The 14,802-nt window shown below is 70.7% G+C and carries 9 protein-coding genes; 4 read left to right on the top strand and 5 right to left on the bottom strand.

Annotated features, from left to right (window positions below; all coding sequences use genetic code 11):
* Window positions 1–245 precede the first annotated feature (245 nt).
* From ACGH52_RS00120 to ACGH52_RS00110, 3 genes are all read left to right on the top strand, one after another.
* Complete coding sequence (locus ACGH52_RS00120; protein ID WP_399936550.1) at window positions 246–4,073, top strand: hypothetical protein; 3,828 nt, start codon at window positions 246–248, stop codon at window positions 4,071–4,073.
* A 692-nt stretch (window positions 4,074–4,765) separates the two neighbouring features.
* Entirely contained in the window at window positions 4,766–5,305 is a 540-nt protein-coding gene (locus ACGH52_RS00115) for a winged helix-turn-helix domain-containing protein (protein ID WP_399936548.1), read from the top strand.
* Complete coding sequence (locus ACGH52_RS00110; RefSeq protein ID WP_399936546.1) at window positions 5,230–5,838, top strand: IS630 family transposase; 609 nt, start codon at window positions 5,230–5,232, stop codon at window positions 5,836–5,838. The genes ACGH52_RS00115 and ACGH52_RS00110 overlap by 76 nt, the downstream gene beginning before the upstream one ends.
* A 5-nt stretch (window positions 5,839–5,843) precedes the next feature.
* Here the strand turns inward: ACGH52_RS00110 and ACGH52_RS00105 are convergent, their stop codons facing one another.
* The 3 genes from ACGH52_RS00105 to ACGH52_RS00095 form a co-directional block, all read right to left on the bottom strand.
* Window positions 5,844–6,614 (bottom strand): hypothetical protein, encoded by a 771-nt coding sequence (locus tag ACGH52_RS00105; RefSeq protein WP_399936544.1) that lies wholly within the window; start codon window positions 6,612–6,614, stop codon window positions 5,844–5,846.
* A 410-nt stretch (window positions 6,615–7,024) separates the two neighbouring features.
* Entirely contained in the window at window positions 7,025–9,403 is a 2,379-nt protein-coding gene (locus ACGH52_RS00100; RefSeq protein WP_399936543.1) for a BTAD domain-containing putative transcriptional regulator, read from the bottom strand.
* Window positions 9,404–9,416: 13 nt separating this feature from the next.
* Window positions 9,417–9,683: a hypothetical protein gene (locus ACGH52_RS00095; RefSeq protein ID WP_399936541.1), complete on the bottom strand. Its 267-nt coding sequence runs from the start codon at window positions 9,681–9,683 to the stop codon at window positions 9,417–9,419.
* Between the two features lie 1,077 nt (window positions 9,684–10,760).
* Here ACGH52_RS00095 and ACGH52_RS00090 point away from each other — a divergent pair.
* Entirely contained in the window at window positions 10,761–12,773 is a 2,013-nt protein-coding gene (locus tag ACGH52_RS00090; RefSeq protein WP_399936539.1) for a hypothetical protein, read from the top strand.
* A gap of 91 nt (window positions 12,774–12,864) precedes the next feature.
* Here ACGH52_RS00090 and ACGH52_RS00085 read toward each other — a convergent pair whose 3' ends face one another.
* Together ACGH52_RS00085 and ACGH52_RS00080 are read right to left on the bottom strand one after the other, a co-directional pair.
* Window positions 12,865–13,803 carry an SMI1/KNR4 family protein gene (locus tag ACGH52_RS00085; RefSeq protein WP_399936537.1) on the bottom strand — a complete coding sequence of 313 codons (939 nt, stop codon included), beginning with the start codon at window positions 13,801–13,803 and terminating at the stop codon, window positions 12,865–12,867.
* Window positions 13,804–14,166: 363 nt separating this feature from the next.
* Window positions 14,167–14,775 (bottom strand): hypothetical protein, encoded by a 609-nt coding sequence (locus tag ACGH52_RS00080; protein ID WP_399936535.1) that lies wholly within the window; start codon window positions 14,773–14,775, stop codon window positions 14,167–14,169.
* Window positions 14,776–14,802 lie beyond the last annotated feature (27 nt).

Below are 14,802 nucleotides of genomic sequence, written 5' to 3'. Positions count from 1 at the left end.
CAGGCGGTCTGGCTGCTCTGGTCACGCATCCGTACGGCCGCCGCAGTCGCCGGGTGATCGCTCCTGCGGCGGTGGTGGTGAGCTGCAGCCGGCCCTGCCGTACGTCCGTCTCGCCCGCGGTGCGCGCCGGGTCGGGCAGGGTGGTGCGGCCGACTCCGCGGATGAATCGTGCTGGTGGGGCGGGTGGTTATCGCGCTTGTGCGATATCGGTTCGGGGTGGTGGCCGGCGGGGCTACGGTGCTGCGGTGAGTGACGAGGTGGCGCCGGTGGGCGCGAGCGTGCTGCCCGAGGTCGACGACGTTCTCGTCGGCGCGTTGACAGCTCAGGGGGAGGCGGGCGTACGGGCGTTGGGTCTGCTGCGGGATGCCCACCGGGTCCTGGCCGGCGGCGGGTTCGTGCGGCCGGCGGAGGTTGCGGCGGCGTGTGTGCGTTCGGCGGCGGACGCGCTGCTGGGCCTGCCCGGCGCCCCGGTCACGGTGGGCTTGAAGCCCGCGGCCCAAGGCCTGCTGGCCGCGGTCGACGCCGCCGCGTCCCCCATCGCCGGGGCCTTGGAGCCGGACGAGCCGGCCGAGGCTGCACCCTCGGCCGGCGATGCCGCCCCGGCCGACCCGTCCGACGGGCCGGCCGTCGATGCCGGTTCGGCCGGCGCCGCCACCGCCGACGACGGCGCGGACGGTGGCTCGTCCGGCGCATCCGCCGAGGCGCGTGCGGCGTGGGGGCGGGTGACGGCGGCCGCGGGCGTGCTGCGTGACGAGCTGGTGAGGCCGGGCCGGTATCACCAGGCGCGGGCCCGCGGGATCGTCGAGCGGCAGATGGGGGTGGAGCTCGGCGCGGCGCAGGAGACGGCGCTGGACGTGTGGGGGGCCGTCTACGGGGTGGCCTCCGGGATCCTGCACGGCCGCGCGGCCCACGACGGGGAGGCCGCCGTCCTGTACGCGGACATTCTTGCCGCGGCCCGCGAGTTGCTGGTGCCGCTGCCCGGCCGTGCGGCCCGGGTCCTCGAGCTGGTCGCCCTCGAACACCCCGGCGTGGCCGAGGCGAAGGAACTCGCGGGCTGGGCGGATCCGCGCGCCACCGACTACTTCTTCCGCTCCGGCCCCGCGACCGCGTGGCTGACGGTGCTGCAGGAGCACGCGCCGCACCTGCTGATGCCGGACGAGGCGGCCGGCGGACGGTGGCCGGCCGCCCCGTTCCTCGACCACGTTGCCGCCGCCGACCCGGCCGCCGCCCGTATTTGGCTGAACGCCCCGGCCGGCAAGGCCGCTCCCAACGTGCTGCGGGCCCAGCAGATCGCCGCCGCCGGCCGCCTCGCCCTGGACGCGCTGCTGGGCCTTGCCGCACGCCGCTGGGACGCCGTGGACACCGCCCAGCTCCGGGCCGTGCTGGCTGGCCCCGGTGTCCGGGATGGGGGCGGCCCGGAGGCGGGGGCGACGCTGCGCCTGGCGGCGCGGTGGGCCCGCGCGGTCCCGCGCGCCGAGCGGACGGGGCAGTGGATCGGGGTGGTGGAGGGGCTGCTGACCGGCGCGGTCGAGGACGAGCACACCGGCCGCGTGGGCCTCGATGCGGTCGCCGAGCGCGTGAGGGCCCAGATGAGGGCCGCCGGCCTCCTCGACGGCGCCACCGAGGACGTCGACGGGGACATCGCGGGCGAGGCGGCGGACGCGGACTGGGTGGCGTCCGAGGAGGAGATGCGCGAGCTGGCAGCGCTGCAGGTTGCCTCCCGCCTGCCCGACCACGGCGTCGCCATGCTGGTGCGGGAGCTGGCGCGCACCGCCTATCCGGCCGGCCACCGCGGCCCGGCACACCCCAATGTCGGCGCCGTCCGGGCGGTCCTGGCCAAACTGCTGGCCCACGACATCGAGCTGACCGCCGAGCAGGCCCGGCCGCTCGTCTTCCGCGCCGACCTGGACCAGGTGCACATTGGTGACATCGCGGCGTTCGGCGGGCCGCGGCTGGCGCGCGCCGTGCTGGACGTGGCCGCGGCGGACGCGGACGCCGGAGTCGGCCTGGCCCAGCGCACCCGCTACGTCCGGCGGCTGGCCGGCCTTGATGCCTGCCTCCACACCCGCCTGATCGCCGCGCACCTCGCCCATCGCCCGCCGACCCCCGACGCCCTGGACGGGCCCGAGTGGTGGCAGCAGGCGATGGCGCTCGTCCCGCAGGCCCTGGCCGACGATCCCGACCCGGAGCCGGCCCGCCTCGTCGAGCTGGTCCTCACCGCCTGCCCGCCCGAGCACGCCGCGCAGCTGGCCGCGGACGTTCGCACTGCCCTGGGCACGCCGCCGCCCGCCGCCCTCATCGAGGAGGTCCTGCCCGCCCGCGCCGACCAGGCCGACGGCCTCGCCGAGCCGCTCGCGACCTGGCTGCGGGTGTGGGACTGGTCGCCGGTCCTGACCTCCACGGTCCTTGAGGGCTGGGAGCCGCTGCTGGACGCCCTGCGCCGCCTGGAGCCCGCCGGCCCGCCCGACCCGCGCTTCGAGACCGTGCTGGAACCCGTGACGGCCACCACGGCCCTGCAGGCCGAGGACCTGGCAGAACTCGCGGCCGCGCGAGGGCCGGTGGCCGCCGCCACCGCGCTGGCCGCAGCCCCGGACGCCGGCGACGACGGGTACGCGATGGTCCTGCACCGCCTCGTCGCCGCCGCCCCGGCCGCCTGGACGAGCGACGTGCCCGCCGTCCTGGCCGCCCTGGGCCGGCCGGAGCTCGCCGCGTTCTACCTCGCCGCGGCCGCCGCCCACACCGACCGGCCCGGCGCCTTCCTCGACGGTGCGCTGCCGGCGGCCGTCGCCGCGGCGCTCGAGGTACGCCGCGGCCTCGGCGAAAGCGCCCCCACCACCGGCTTCGACGGCGTACGGCGCCGGCCCGCCGGGGTGGTCTTCACCGACCAGGCGCTGTTCGACCTGCTCACCGCCGCCTGGCGCGCCGATGCCCTCACCGGTGAGCAGGACAAGGACGCCGTGGCGTACCTGCAGATCCTGGTCGCCCCGCTCACTCGCCCCGCCGGGGACACCGCCCTCACTGAGGAGGCCGAGGACGGCCTCAGTCCCACCGGAGATGCCGCCGACACCCCGGCCCCGGAGGCTCCCGCGGACGGCACCGCGGCAGTCGAGTCCGGGGGAGGGGACACCGTGCTGCTGGGGGCGGATCCGGAAGTGCGGGCGCTGGGCTGCCTGCTGGAGTACGCCGTCCGCCGGGCCCGTGCCACCGGCGAGATGCCCGCGGAGATCCTGGACACGGTCGCCGGCGTCCTCGCCGCGCACGCCGGCCAGGAAGCGCTTGCCACCGCGATCGGGGTGCACCTGCCGGCCCTGCACAGCTACGCGCCCGCCTTCGCCGCCGCCCACCGCACCGCCCTGTACGGGATCGTGCCCGGCCACCCGTCACCGGCCGCCTCCTGGCTGTACTGGGGAGGCACCGACGGGCAGCTGCTCGCCGCCCTGGACCGCGCCGAGCTCCTCGCCGCGCTGCGCGCCGCTGTGCCCGGCGCTGCCGAGCACCTTGCGCACGCCCTCCTTGACGACCCTGCCCTCCTGGGCGAACCCGCCGCCTGGTGGACCGAGCTGGCGGCCGGCACCGATGATGGCGCTGCCGCGGTCTCCCGCCTGCTGGAGGCGATCGCCGCCCGCACACCGCACACCGGCACCGACCGCCCGCTCCCGCCGGCCGAGCAGGACCGGGTGGGGGCGGCGGAGGGTCTGTGGCGGGCCGCGCTCGCGGCCGGCCTGCCGCAAGGTGCGCTCGCCGGTGCGGGCGCCTTCGCGGACGCAGCCATCCAGGAGAGGGTGTGGCTGGAGCTGATGCGGGCCAGCGCCGCGCACTCCCCGGCCCTGACCGACGCCGATCTCGTCGCCGAACGCGCCGCCGCCTACCCGGACCGTGCCGACGCCCTGCTGCTGGCCGCGCAGCTGGTCACCCACGCACCCGGGACATGGCAGGAGGTGGCCATACGACGCCACGCCCGCGCCCTGCTGGACGCCGCAAACACCCCGCCCCACGCCGAACACCCGGCCGCACGTGAGGAGTTGAAGACAGTGCTGGTCAACGCCGGCGACGTCGACGCCGCCCGGCCCTGAGCCGCGCCCCTCGTGCCCGCCGCAGCTCGGGCAGGCACCTCCCTCGGTGTGGGCCCGAGCCGCAGCGTACGGTTATCCGCCGTCGTGCTTGGGGCGGGGGTACACCGGGGCGGCTTGTCGTGTCCGGCGGCTGGGGCCGTCCACGCCGGCTGGGACCACCGTGAGGAACGCGACCTGACCCAGTTCGTCGCCGACGTCCTGCACGGCCGCCTCGTCCCCAGAACGGCTACCACAGCGCAACACGGTGGTGTCTCTCGCCGTCTCCTCGGCATGGCAGAGGGCCGACCTGGAGCAGGTCGGCCCTCACGGTTGGGTCGGGTGCTGCCACGCACGCCGGTGCCCAAAGGTTCTGTCCCGATCGGTAGGGAGGAGTCCGCAGCCGCCGGGGGAGTTGGAACCTGTCATTTGGAGCGTCGCATCCCTGCATGTAGGGGTGCAAGCGCGCCGTGCCGAAGCTGGGTCGCAGGCGCATCAATCGTACGGAGCTCCGTACACCGCGCGAGAAAATTGCAGGTCAGCGGGGCTGATCCGCGTGGATTGCTTACGGAGCCTGCCAACAGAACTGCCAAGGGGCCCGTAGACGCATCAACTGCTGGGGTCCCTGCAGGCGGTAGGGCACCATGGCACTTACTGAGGTTTTCGGGTTGTCGTCGGGTGGTGACGGTTCATGATCCCCGCGGTATGCCGATGAGGTGAGGTATCCAGAGGGTGGGGGCCTGACCGCTGAGCGGCGGGCGTTTCGTGAGGGGATCCGGCTTCAGGCCGGCGAGAGGTTTGCGGCGGGCGAGAAGACGGCGGCGATCGCGAAGGATCTGCGGGTGAGTGTGCGGTCGGTGGAGCGCTGGCGTCGTGCCTGGCGCGAGGACGGCATGGAGGCCCTGCGCTCGGCGGGTCCCGCGAACTCCCCGACCGTCACAGACGCCCAGTTCGCCGTGCTCGAGGAAGAACTCGGCAAGGGACCGGCCGCACACGGCTTCGAAGACGAACGCTGGACCCTGATGCGGGTGCAGACGGTGATCCGCCGGCGTCTGCGGGTGAGCCTGTCGGTGGCGACGGTCTGGCGGTTGCTGAAACGGCACGGCTGGTCCTGGCAGGCACCCGCCCGCAGAGCACTCGAACGCGACGAGCATGCGGTGGAGCTGTGGAAGAGGGAGGTGTGGCCGCAGGTAAAAAACTCGCGGCGGCGTCCGGTGCCTGGATCGTCTTCGAGGACGAGGCCGGCTTCTCGATGACTCCGCCCCGCGCCTACACCTGGGGCCGACCCGGACATACCCCCTTCGTCCGCGTCCGCGGCAGGTCCCGCCGCCGGACTTCCATCGCCGCACTGTGCTGCTACAAACCCGGCGAGAAGAGCCGCCTCATCCACCGGCCCCGCGCTCACCTCCGTCTCAAGGGTGCACGCAAAAGCTTCTCCTGGCAGGACTACCGCGACCTCCTGGTCCGCGCACACACCCAGCTCGACGGCCCGATCGTGGTGGTCTGGGACAATCTCAACACCCACCTGGCCACCGGGCTGAAGCGGTACGAGGCCGACCACGACTGGCTCACCACCGTCCGTCTCCCACCCTACGCACCTGACCTCAATCCCGTCGAGGCCGTCTGGTCGCTGGTACGCAGGGCGATGGCCAACACCGCCTTCGACACATCCGACGACCTCGACCGCACCCTTCGCCGCGAGTTACGCAGGATCCAGCTCCGACCCCACCTGGTCGACGGCTGCCTGACCGCCACAGGTCTGGCTATCACCCCACCGACCCCGCCGTGAAAACCTCAGTAAGTACCAGCGATGGCACAGCGCGTCGTCGCGGGCGTCCTGCCGTGCGGCGTCCGCGACGATGCGCCGCCGGAAGGCCGGCCCGTCAAGCTCGAGCAACTCGCGCACCACGTCGGTGACCGGCGCGGCGAGCCACCCATTGTCGATGCAGCGCGTGATCTTTTCCGGGATGGAACGAATGTGCACGGTGGCCGAAGGAGCGACGCCTGCATCTGCCGCCAGGCGGCGTACCAGCGTCTCCTTCTCCTCCGGAAGGTAGCGGCCAGCCACGCCCGTGCCAGGCGCCGGGAGTCGTCGGTCGCCGCGGGGAAAGGGAGGACCCCTGCGGCAGTGAGCTCCGCGATGCGCTGCCCCTTGAGGCGCCGCTCCGCATCGCGCAGACGGCCCCGTACTGCGCGCTCCTGTACGGCCAAGTCCTCCACGTCCTCGGAACGGCTGCCGGACAGGACGCGGACTTCGCGCCGGATCTGCCGGTCGTGCACCGCGTAGGTGGGGGCATCGATACTCTGCTCGATGCGATCCGGACCGAAGAGCAGCTCGTCCAGGCCGGTTCGCTGGAGCCCGCATGCGTGCGCGGTGACCACCTTGGCCAGGTCGAGGAAGCTCACGGTCACCAGATCCGCCAGCTCCTGCATAGGGAGCCGCCACGGCTGCAGGTGCGGCGTACGGGTGGCCCTGAGGCCCACGCCGGAGAGCACGGGACCGGTCCGGTGCTGGACGGGGCGTTCGTGGGGCTCGGCGAGGTCGAGGGCGAAGCGCATCTTCACGTAGCGGATCGTGCGGCCGCGGTGCAGCGCGGCGGTGGGACGGTCCCACAGGGTTCGGCACGGGGCGTTTCTGGCAGCCCCGCAGGTCGGGCATACGATCGTCATGACCTCGCACGACCGCACATTCCACAGGGCCCGCTGCCCCGGGGCGGTGCTGAGTGCATCGTCGGCCCGCGCGCAGTCATCAAAGCTGGAGCACATGGGCCGGAGGCTGCCAGGCGCGTCTCGTTCCCTGGCCGGGCCACACCGCGCCGGCGCTGTGAGTGACCCGGATGGCAAGACTTGTGTTCCAGTCGTGCACTCGCGTTCGCATTTTGTCGCTCTATCGAGTGAACTCCGTAGTCGAGGCTGTCGGAGGGGCGTCGACGGCCTGGCACTTCTGCTGTGCGGGGAGTCGCGGGACGCAGACGTCAGGGGCAGGGGAGGGTTCTCGCGTAGAGCCGGACCAGTAGGGGTATCTGATAGATCCCGCCTCCGGCGGGTGTCAGCAGTCCGCTGTCGACGAGGGCCTCCGTCAGGCGCTCGGCATCACCCATGCCGCAGTCGAGGGTACGTGCCGCCTGCTGCAGGGACACGAGCGCGTCAGCTGTGCTCAACATACGTAAAGCGGCGGCTTGTTCGGCATTGAGTTGACAGTAGCTGCTTTCGATGACCGGCTTTACGGACATGCTCCCTGCCTGCAGCTCGTCCAGCCGCCTTTCCTCGTCTGCGAGTCTGTCCGCGAGATCTGAGACCGTCCAGGTCCGGTGCGCCAATAGACGGCAGGCAGCGGCACGTACAGCGAGCGGTAGGAAGCCGCATGCGGCCGTCACGTAGCGGGCCGGTCCCAGGTCGTCAGTGGGCTGGCGGCCAGCGATCCGGGTGAAGAGGTGGAGTGCCTCGGCGGGGGACATCTCGTCAAGCTCGACCAGATGGGCGCCGGGGAGGTCGATCATTCGCGTGCGAGAGGTGACCAGTACGGCGCATCCCTGTGCGGCGGGTAGCAGCCACTGGACTTGTCCTGCGTCCTTTGCGTGGTCCAGGACCACGAGGATGCGGCGGCCGTGAAGCGCCGAGCGGTACAGCGCGGAGCGCTCCTCGAGCGCTGCTGGAACGATCGTCTCTGCCACCCCCAGTGCGCGGAGTGCCGCAGCGAGCGCTGCTTCCGGCGTCGTCCGTTGCAGATCTACAAAGAGGTGGCCGTCCGGGAAGAACTGCGCAACTGCATGTCCGGCCTGCACGGCCAGGGCGGTCTTGCCCACACCCACCGGGCCGCAAACAGCTGCGACTTGCAGGCCGTCGCCAGCGCTGCTCAGTACCCCCGTCAGTTCAGCGAGCACGCCTGAGCGTCCTACGAAGTCGGGGAGGGCGGCTGGCAGCTGGGCGGGGCGCACGAACGCAGCAGTCTGCGTGCCGCCAGAGGATGCAGCCGCCCCGAATGAGAGTTCCGGGTCGGCCTGGAGGATCCGCTGCTGGAGCCGGGCCAGTCCCTCCCGCGGACTTACCCCCAGCTCGTCAGCGAGCAGCCTGTGCACATCCGCGTACACGGCGAGGGCCTCAGCCTGCCTTCCTGCGCGGTACAGGGCGAGCATCAGCAGCTCGCGCAGACGCTCCCGCAGTGGATACTCGGACACCAGCGAAGTCAGCTCGGGCACGACGTCCGCGTGCAGACCGCATGCGAGGTCCATGTCCACGCGGCTTTCGAGCAGTTGCAGCCGCCACTCCTCCAGACGAACACGCTGGGTCTCGGCGAAGGGCCCTGGAACTCCGGCAAGTGGTTCGCCCTCCCACAGTCCCAGAGCGTGCCGCAGAAATGTCCGGGCACGCTGCAGGTCCCCCTGTACGCGCAGTTGCTCGGCCTGCCGTGCCAGGTGAGCTGCTACGGCTACGTCGCACCCCTGGTCAGGGAGGCGTACGGCGTAGCCGCCGGACTCGCTCACGAGCGTTCCCGGATCCATCACCTTACGCAGCCGCGAGGCGTATGTCCGTACAGCGGCCAGGGCCTGGGACGGCGGGTCTTCACCCCACAATGCGTCAACGATCTCCGCTGCTGTCGCGGTCCGTCCTTCCCGCAGCACCAAAACCGCCAGCAGGGCTCGCTGCTGGGGCGAGCCGGTGGGCAGCAGCCCGCCGTCCCGCCACAGCCGCACCGGTCCCAGCGCCGCGGCGTACAGGCCAGATGCGGGAACCGACGGCCGCACAGGCACGGCCGGAGCCGCAGGCCTGTGCAGTGGAAGGGGAGACAGCACTTTGGCGTGCTGCTCGCCCCGGACGCGCTCCCATGCCGCGACCCACGCCGCATGCTCTGACGAGGCGATCAGGCAGGCGGTGAGGAAACCGGTCAGCTGGTGCGCGTCACGCGGCACCGTCCGGCCGAGCACGATGCGATGGGCGGTGCTGTGAGGGAGCCGCCCCGCACCCGCACGCCTCTCCATCACACGCACCGAGGGCCGCCCGGCCAACTCGTACAACTCCCGCAGTGCCGCGCGGAGCATCTCGACGCCGTCGATGTCCTGCGGGCTCGCCGGGGCAGGGCCCGCACTGCGAAGCCTGCCCCGTCGAGCCTGCCGCCACAGATCCATCGCTGTGTCCACCGGCGCACCGCAGGCGATGGCGTAGGCGCGAACGCTGCTCTCACTAGGCACGGACTGGCCCGATGCCGCCCGCTGCAGTGTGGTGGCGTGAAGGCCCACGCGTGCAGCCAACTCGACGTATGAGCAGCCCGTGTTCGAACGCTGATCGCGCAGCCACCTGGCCAGCCTCACCAGGGCCCGGTTCGACGAGGCGATCGGCCTCTCCTTGCGCCCCACAGCCGTATGGTCGTCAGCCGGCGGCGAGAGCGGTCGCAGCCTGCACCACAGATCGGTGCAGACGCTTACCCGCTCCACGAACGGCAGCCAGTGTGCCGGCCGCCACGAGACCGGCCCCGCCCAGCACAGCCAGAACCGAAGAGAGCTCCAGGCCATAGACGGACAGGACGCAGGCAAGCACGGCGATCACCACGATCACCACGGCATCGGCGAACGGGGACCGGTGCCCGGCCGATGAGCCGTGCAGCACGCACCGCACTGAAGCGAAGGTTCGAGGCATGGTCTTCTCCTGGAATCAAGTGCACCCCGCCCAAGGCGGGGGCGCGTTGCGGGCTCCAATGTCGAACAGCCGGAACGGCGTTTGCCGACGCCGTCCGGGGCCTGCATCCTGCCACCCGCCCCGCCGATCAGGGGATACCCCCAGAATTGATGATGCGTAGACGTCCAAGACCTTCGTGCGGGGCCGTCCAAGCGCTGCTGCCGGAGATCACCCGGCAGGCCAGCACGTTTACCGCCGACGGCAGACCTTCCTGCCTCCGGCACGCCACATAGATGCCGCGCCATCCCAATCGTGTTCAAAGCCCGTTCAAGGACCCCAGGCAGCATTCGACCGGCACGACGGCATGTGCCACTCCTGACAGTTGCGGGCTCCACCCAGCAGATCAGGAACCCAGCGCGATCACGTTGCCGCGTGAGACCGCTCCAGGCCGGCATCCCCTCAAGACGGGGGAGGCCGGCCTTGCCGTGCACCCAGCGCGCTCCAGAAGCAGCGAGAGGAGCGCGGGACGAATCGGTCCGGCTCGTGGCCCAACTCCCCGCAGCACTACGTTCTGGCGGCCTGGCGAGCGCGCCAACGAAACCGGCCGCTCTAGCGGGGTGTTGGGGCCGACGCGGATCGAAGGTCTCGACGCTGGTCATGGAGGGACTGACACACCGGCAGCCACCAGATGCGGTCCTGCTCGATGATCCTCAATGCGCGGTGAACTTGAGCAGCCCGGCGAACTGTTCGGGCAGATCGTCGGCGTCGATGGCAGGTCCCAGACCGTCGCGGGGGAGCCTGGCGCGGATGGAGAGCCGGCCCGTCTTGTACAGGCGGGAAACTCTTACCCGGACACCCGGGGCACAGTGCCCGGCGGCAGATAAGTCACTTGCGTGCTGGCCCGGCCTGTTGGCCTGAACGAAGTCCCCCTCCGGTAAACCGTGATGCCGGTCATGTCCTCGTGGAAGTGGAAGGTGTTGGGTGCGTGGGCGCGTACATGCCACAGATTGTTTGGAGAGGACAGACCGAGTGAGACTCTTACGTACGTTGTTGTGGCGGCACATCGCTGCTGGCGCCACACTGGCACTCCTGGCAGGGATGGGCACCGCAGTAGCGGCCCCGATGCCGCCCACGCCAGGCACAGGCACTTCCCCGGCAGCGCTGGCAGCCGCGGGGGAGCAGGACCTGGCGGCCATCGCCGCCGGCGGGCAGCGCCCGGCCTCGGGCAACGCCCCCTCGGCCGGCCCCAAGTTCACCAAGTCCGGCTCCGTCTGGCGGGTCATCACCCCAGACGTGGTCCTTCAGAACACCGTGACCGATGCGGACGGCGACACCGCGAACCTCACCTTCCAGGTGTACACCACGAACGCAGACGGGACACCGAAGGCGCAGGTCGACCTCGACGGCACCGGACAGTACGGAGTTCTGGTGTCCTCCTATGTGGCCTCGGGCACCCTGGCGAAAGTTCCGGTCCCGTACGGCAAGCTGAAGCCCGGGGTCCTCTACACGTTCCGCACCTCCGCCTTCGACGGCAGCCTGTACGAAACGGACTGGTCTCCCTGGGCCGACTTCCGCATCGACCCCTACGTGAAGTTCCCCGCTGCCCAGGCGTCGTCGGCCATTGACCCGACCACCCAGGAGGTAGCCGAGGTCACCCGCACCGCCCCGGGACCGGCTCTGCCGACGCTCGACGCGAACGGCGCCGTGAAACGCGAGGCCACACAGAAGCGCACCTGCGGCGCGGCAGACGCCAAGGGCCGGAAGATCTGCATGGAGCTGTCCCCGCCCACCGCGGAGTCCCAGGCGCGCGCGAAGCAGCGTGCCGAGGCGCAGCGCAAGTCCGAGGAAGCCAAAGCCCGCAAGGCCGGAAAGACGCCCGGCGAAGCAGCTGCAACAGCCGCGGCGGCGCCCGCGGTGGAACTGGTCGACTGGTGCTACGACAAGCCGGTGGGCAAGGACTACATGACCCGCGGAGAGGCCTGTCTGAAGAACGTCGGGTCAGCGAATCTGGTCTTCCTCGACCCGGACGAGGCCACGATCGGTTTCGCCAAGTTCGACTTCGAACAGCGGATCAAGGCCTATCCCAACAAGGGGTCATCCGGATCAGACTTCGCGGAGTTCGACCAGCAGATCGTCATCGTGCCCGTCTCGATCGACCCGGTGCTGGAAGGCGTCACGATGAAGTGGAACACCGGGGTGACCTGCACCTCGTGCACGACGTCCAAAACCCGGTGGGCCGACAACCAGAACAACTCCGCAGGCGAGAACGCCTACTGGGACGCGAACGACTGGAGCCAGTACAGCGGCCGGTGGGGGACTGTCCAGACCACGTGGTCCGGCACGGGCAAGGAGATCATCGACCTGGGATGGTCCGTAAGAGCGACTGTGGATGCCAGTCTCACCGCCTCCGCGACGGCAGACTTCGGCAGCTCCGGAATCCAAGAAGTCCGAGAGCTTGCACCGCGCTGCGACGACATCGTCAAGGGCTCTGCGCCGGGCTGTGTGCTGCCGTACTTCAAGCTGAACTGGACGGTGGACACCAACCTGTATCCGGCCGCCGGTGGCTACTACTGGTACATGCAGCAAGTGATGCCTGATCACGCCGGCTCCAAGCGGTGGGACTCACTGATGCACTACCTGGGCCCCGACACCCCCGTGAAGAACAGCGCCGGCGGCACGTGGACATCGGACAACAGCCGTACTCGCGTATGCGACAACACCTGGAGTGTGCACGCGTCCGACGCGTCGGTGGGGTCGGTCGACTGCGATGAGTTCGCCATGGCCTCCACCCATGAGTCCGGCGGCTACCCCAAGAGCGTGAACCTGGTGACGTCCGGCAGCAAGTGTGCACAGCTGTTCACCGACAAGATGGGCGACGGCTCTGCGAACTACGGGCTTCTGGCGGACACCCGTGCGGCGACCAAGGGGCCGAATGGTTCGGAACGGTGCGGGCGTGCCGCTATCCCCAGCGTGCAGAATCAGCGGGCGTTCAGCGGCTTTCCGGCCCCGTCGTGGCGGATGCTCGACGGTGACGGCTTCTTCGTGACCCTGCCGGGCTTCGAGCACTGCACCTCGACTGCGTCTACCTGCACCTGGCGCAAGGTCGGCTGAGGCAGCCGGAGCTGCTGGCACCCGAGCTGCTGCAGACGAAGGAGGGGCGGGGGAGCCCAGTCTGCGACTGGGCTCCCCCGCCCCTCCGCGGTCAGCCGGTCAGGGGCTGCCACCGGTCTTCCTGCGCCGGATCGAGCCTGCTGCCCCACACCAGTACCCCGTCGATCAGGCCCGGTTTGTCCCGTGTGGCAAGGTCCGGGGATTCGAGCATGTCGGCGACGTCTTCCAGGTAGGTGAGGAGCGTCTCGTCCTCATCGTCCTGGCCCTCGTTGTATCGGGACCATCGGCCGAGAGAGCCTGATGAGGTGTCCAGGTATAGCCCTGAGGTGCGGTCGGTCACGCCGTAGGAGACCACCGGAAGCCATGATGCCTTCCAGACGGTGGTCTGGTCGTATTCCGGGCGGCCGGCGTTGAGGGTGTCCTGGTGTGCTTGGGAGTCCATCTGCTGCCGGTAGACGGAAGCCACGGCCTCCAAAGACATCAGAGCCTGGTTCCCGGGCAGGCATCCCGCACCGTTGACCCCGTCATCCCCTGCGGTCAAAACCCAAAGGGCCCGCACGTCAGCAGGTACCTCAAGGCCTAGCTCCTGTTCCAGAGCAGCGATGGCGGCAGCGTCGGCGCCAGCACGGAGCGCCGCTTTGGAGGCCGGAGCGTGGTACTCGAGCCAGCGGGTGATGCGGCGCCAGGCTTCGGTAACCAGCCGTGCGCTGATCACCTCGACGGCAGAGTTGGGCTGACCCGCACTCTCCGGTTGTTCCTCAGTATCCGGAGCGTGTTCAGCGGGAGCGACGGCATTCACGTACCGGATCTCGACTCGGTCGGGTTCGCGAATGTAGCCGACCATCAGGTCGGGGCAGTCCTCGAACGTGGCTCCGCTGATGGCCACGGAGAGAACCCCAGGCACTCCTGACGGCTGGCCGAGGTCTGGGTCGTCGGCCAACCGGCCGGCCAGGACCTTCAACGCGTACGGAACACCGGCCCCTAACCGGGCCGCGGTATCGCCTATGTTTGGATGGATCTCCACGTTCACAGCTGCTCCTTGGCGGCGAGAGGAAGGTGCTCTCACACACTAGGACGGCTCGTCTTCACAGCGGTGTGGATCCTGCCCTGCGCGTGTGGGACGCCGGGGTGGGTCACTGCCCGTCCCGGCGGAGGCATCGCCGGTGTCGGTCCGGCGTCCCTTGCCTGTAGGCAGTGGGCCTCTTTGACGACACGGACCCCGCGGCCGATCGCCCACGGGTGGGTCGCCAGCAACGTCTCGCCGCTGGAGTAGGCCGTGGTGGAATACAGCACGATCCGCGACTTCGTGGCCCGGAACTCCACCAGTTGCCGCAACACTGCCCCGCGCGCGGCGCAGAACCCCTGCCGGGGGCGCCGCCGGGCTGCGCCTGACCTACGCGCTGTCCGTGCCAGCCGAGTTGGGTGGCAGGCAGTAGAGGGCGATGTCGAGGTCCCGGGGCGTCCAGGCGTCGGCCGGGGTGGGGGCGTGGGTGAGGAGGTGGTCGAGGGCGGCGATGTAGCGGCTGTACCGGCCAGATGCGTGGGTGAGGGGTATGCCGAGTGAGCGCAGTGCGGTGTGGGCGCGGCTGTCGTAGACGGCCATGCGGCCGGGTGCGGCTGCGGTCAGGACGGTGGAGGCCAGTGCGTCGCCGCGGGTGAAGCCAGGAAGGCCGGTCAGCGCGGCCCGTCCCGCCCGGGCCGCTTCGCTGAGGCTGACGGAGGCGTCGAGCACGGCAGTCATGGCGGCCGCCGTCGCCCGCCGTACGTCGGCGTCTGCGGTGGCCATCAGCGCGGAGGCCCAGCGGGTGTCGGCGCGCAGGCGTTTCCATAGCAGCAGCGCTCCGATGTCGGCTTTGCTGATGCTGCCTTCGCTGTGGGCCCGCTGGGCGACCTGGTCGAGGACTTCGTCGTAGTGGACGCCGGCCGATCGCGTATACATCTCGCGTGCGGCAATCAGCCGCTGCCAGCCGTCATTGCCGGTCTCACCGGTCTGGTACGTCACGCCCTGCCGTTCCCTTCGACCTGCAGT

It is taken from the genome of Streptomyces sp. BBFR25, assembly GCF_044590125.1.
Lineage (GTDB): Bacteria > Actinomycetota > Actinomycetes > Streptomycetales > Streptomycetaceae > Streptomyces > Streptomyces canus_D.
Note: the sequence above shows the minus strand (reverse complement) of the source record. Positions and strands in the feature narration are given on the sequence as shown.

Coding starts and splice junctions, on each gene's coding strand:
- ACGH52_RS00095 (WP_399936541.1), bottom strand. CDS start 9,683: ATGCCTCGAACCTTCGCTTCAGTGCGGTGCGTGCTGCACGGCTCATCG.
- ACGH52_RS00090 (WP_399936539.1), top strand. CDS start 10,761: ATGGGCACCGCAGTAGCGGCCCCGATGCCGCCCACGCCAGGCACAGGC.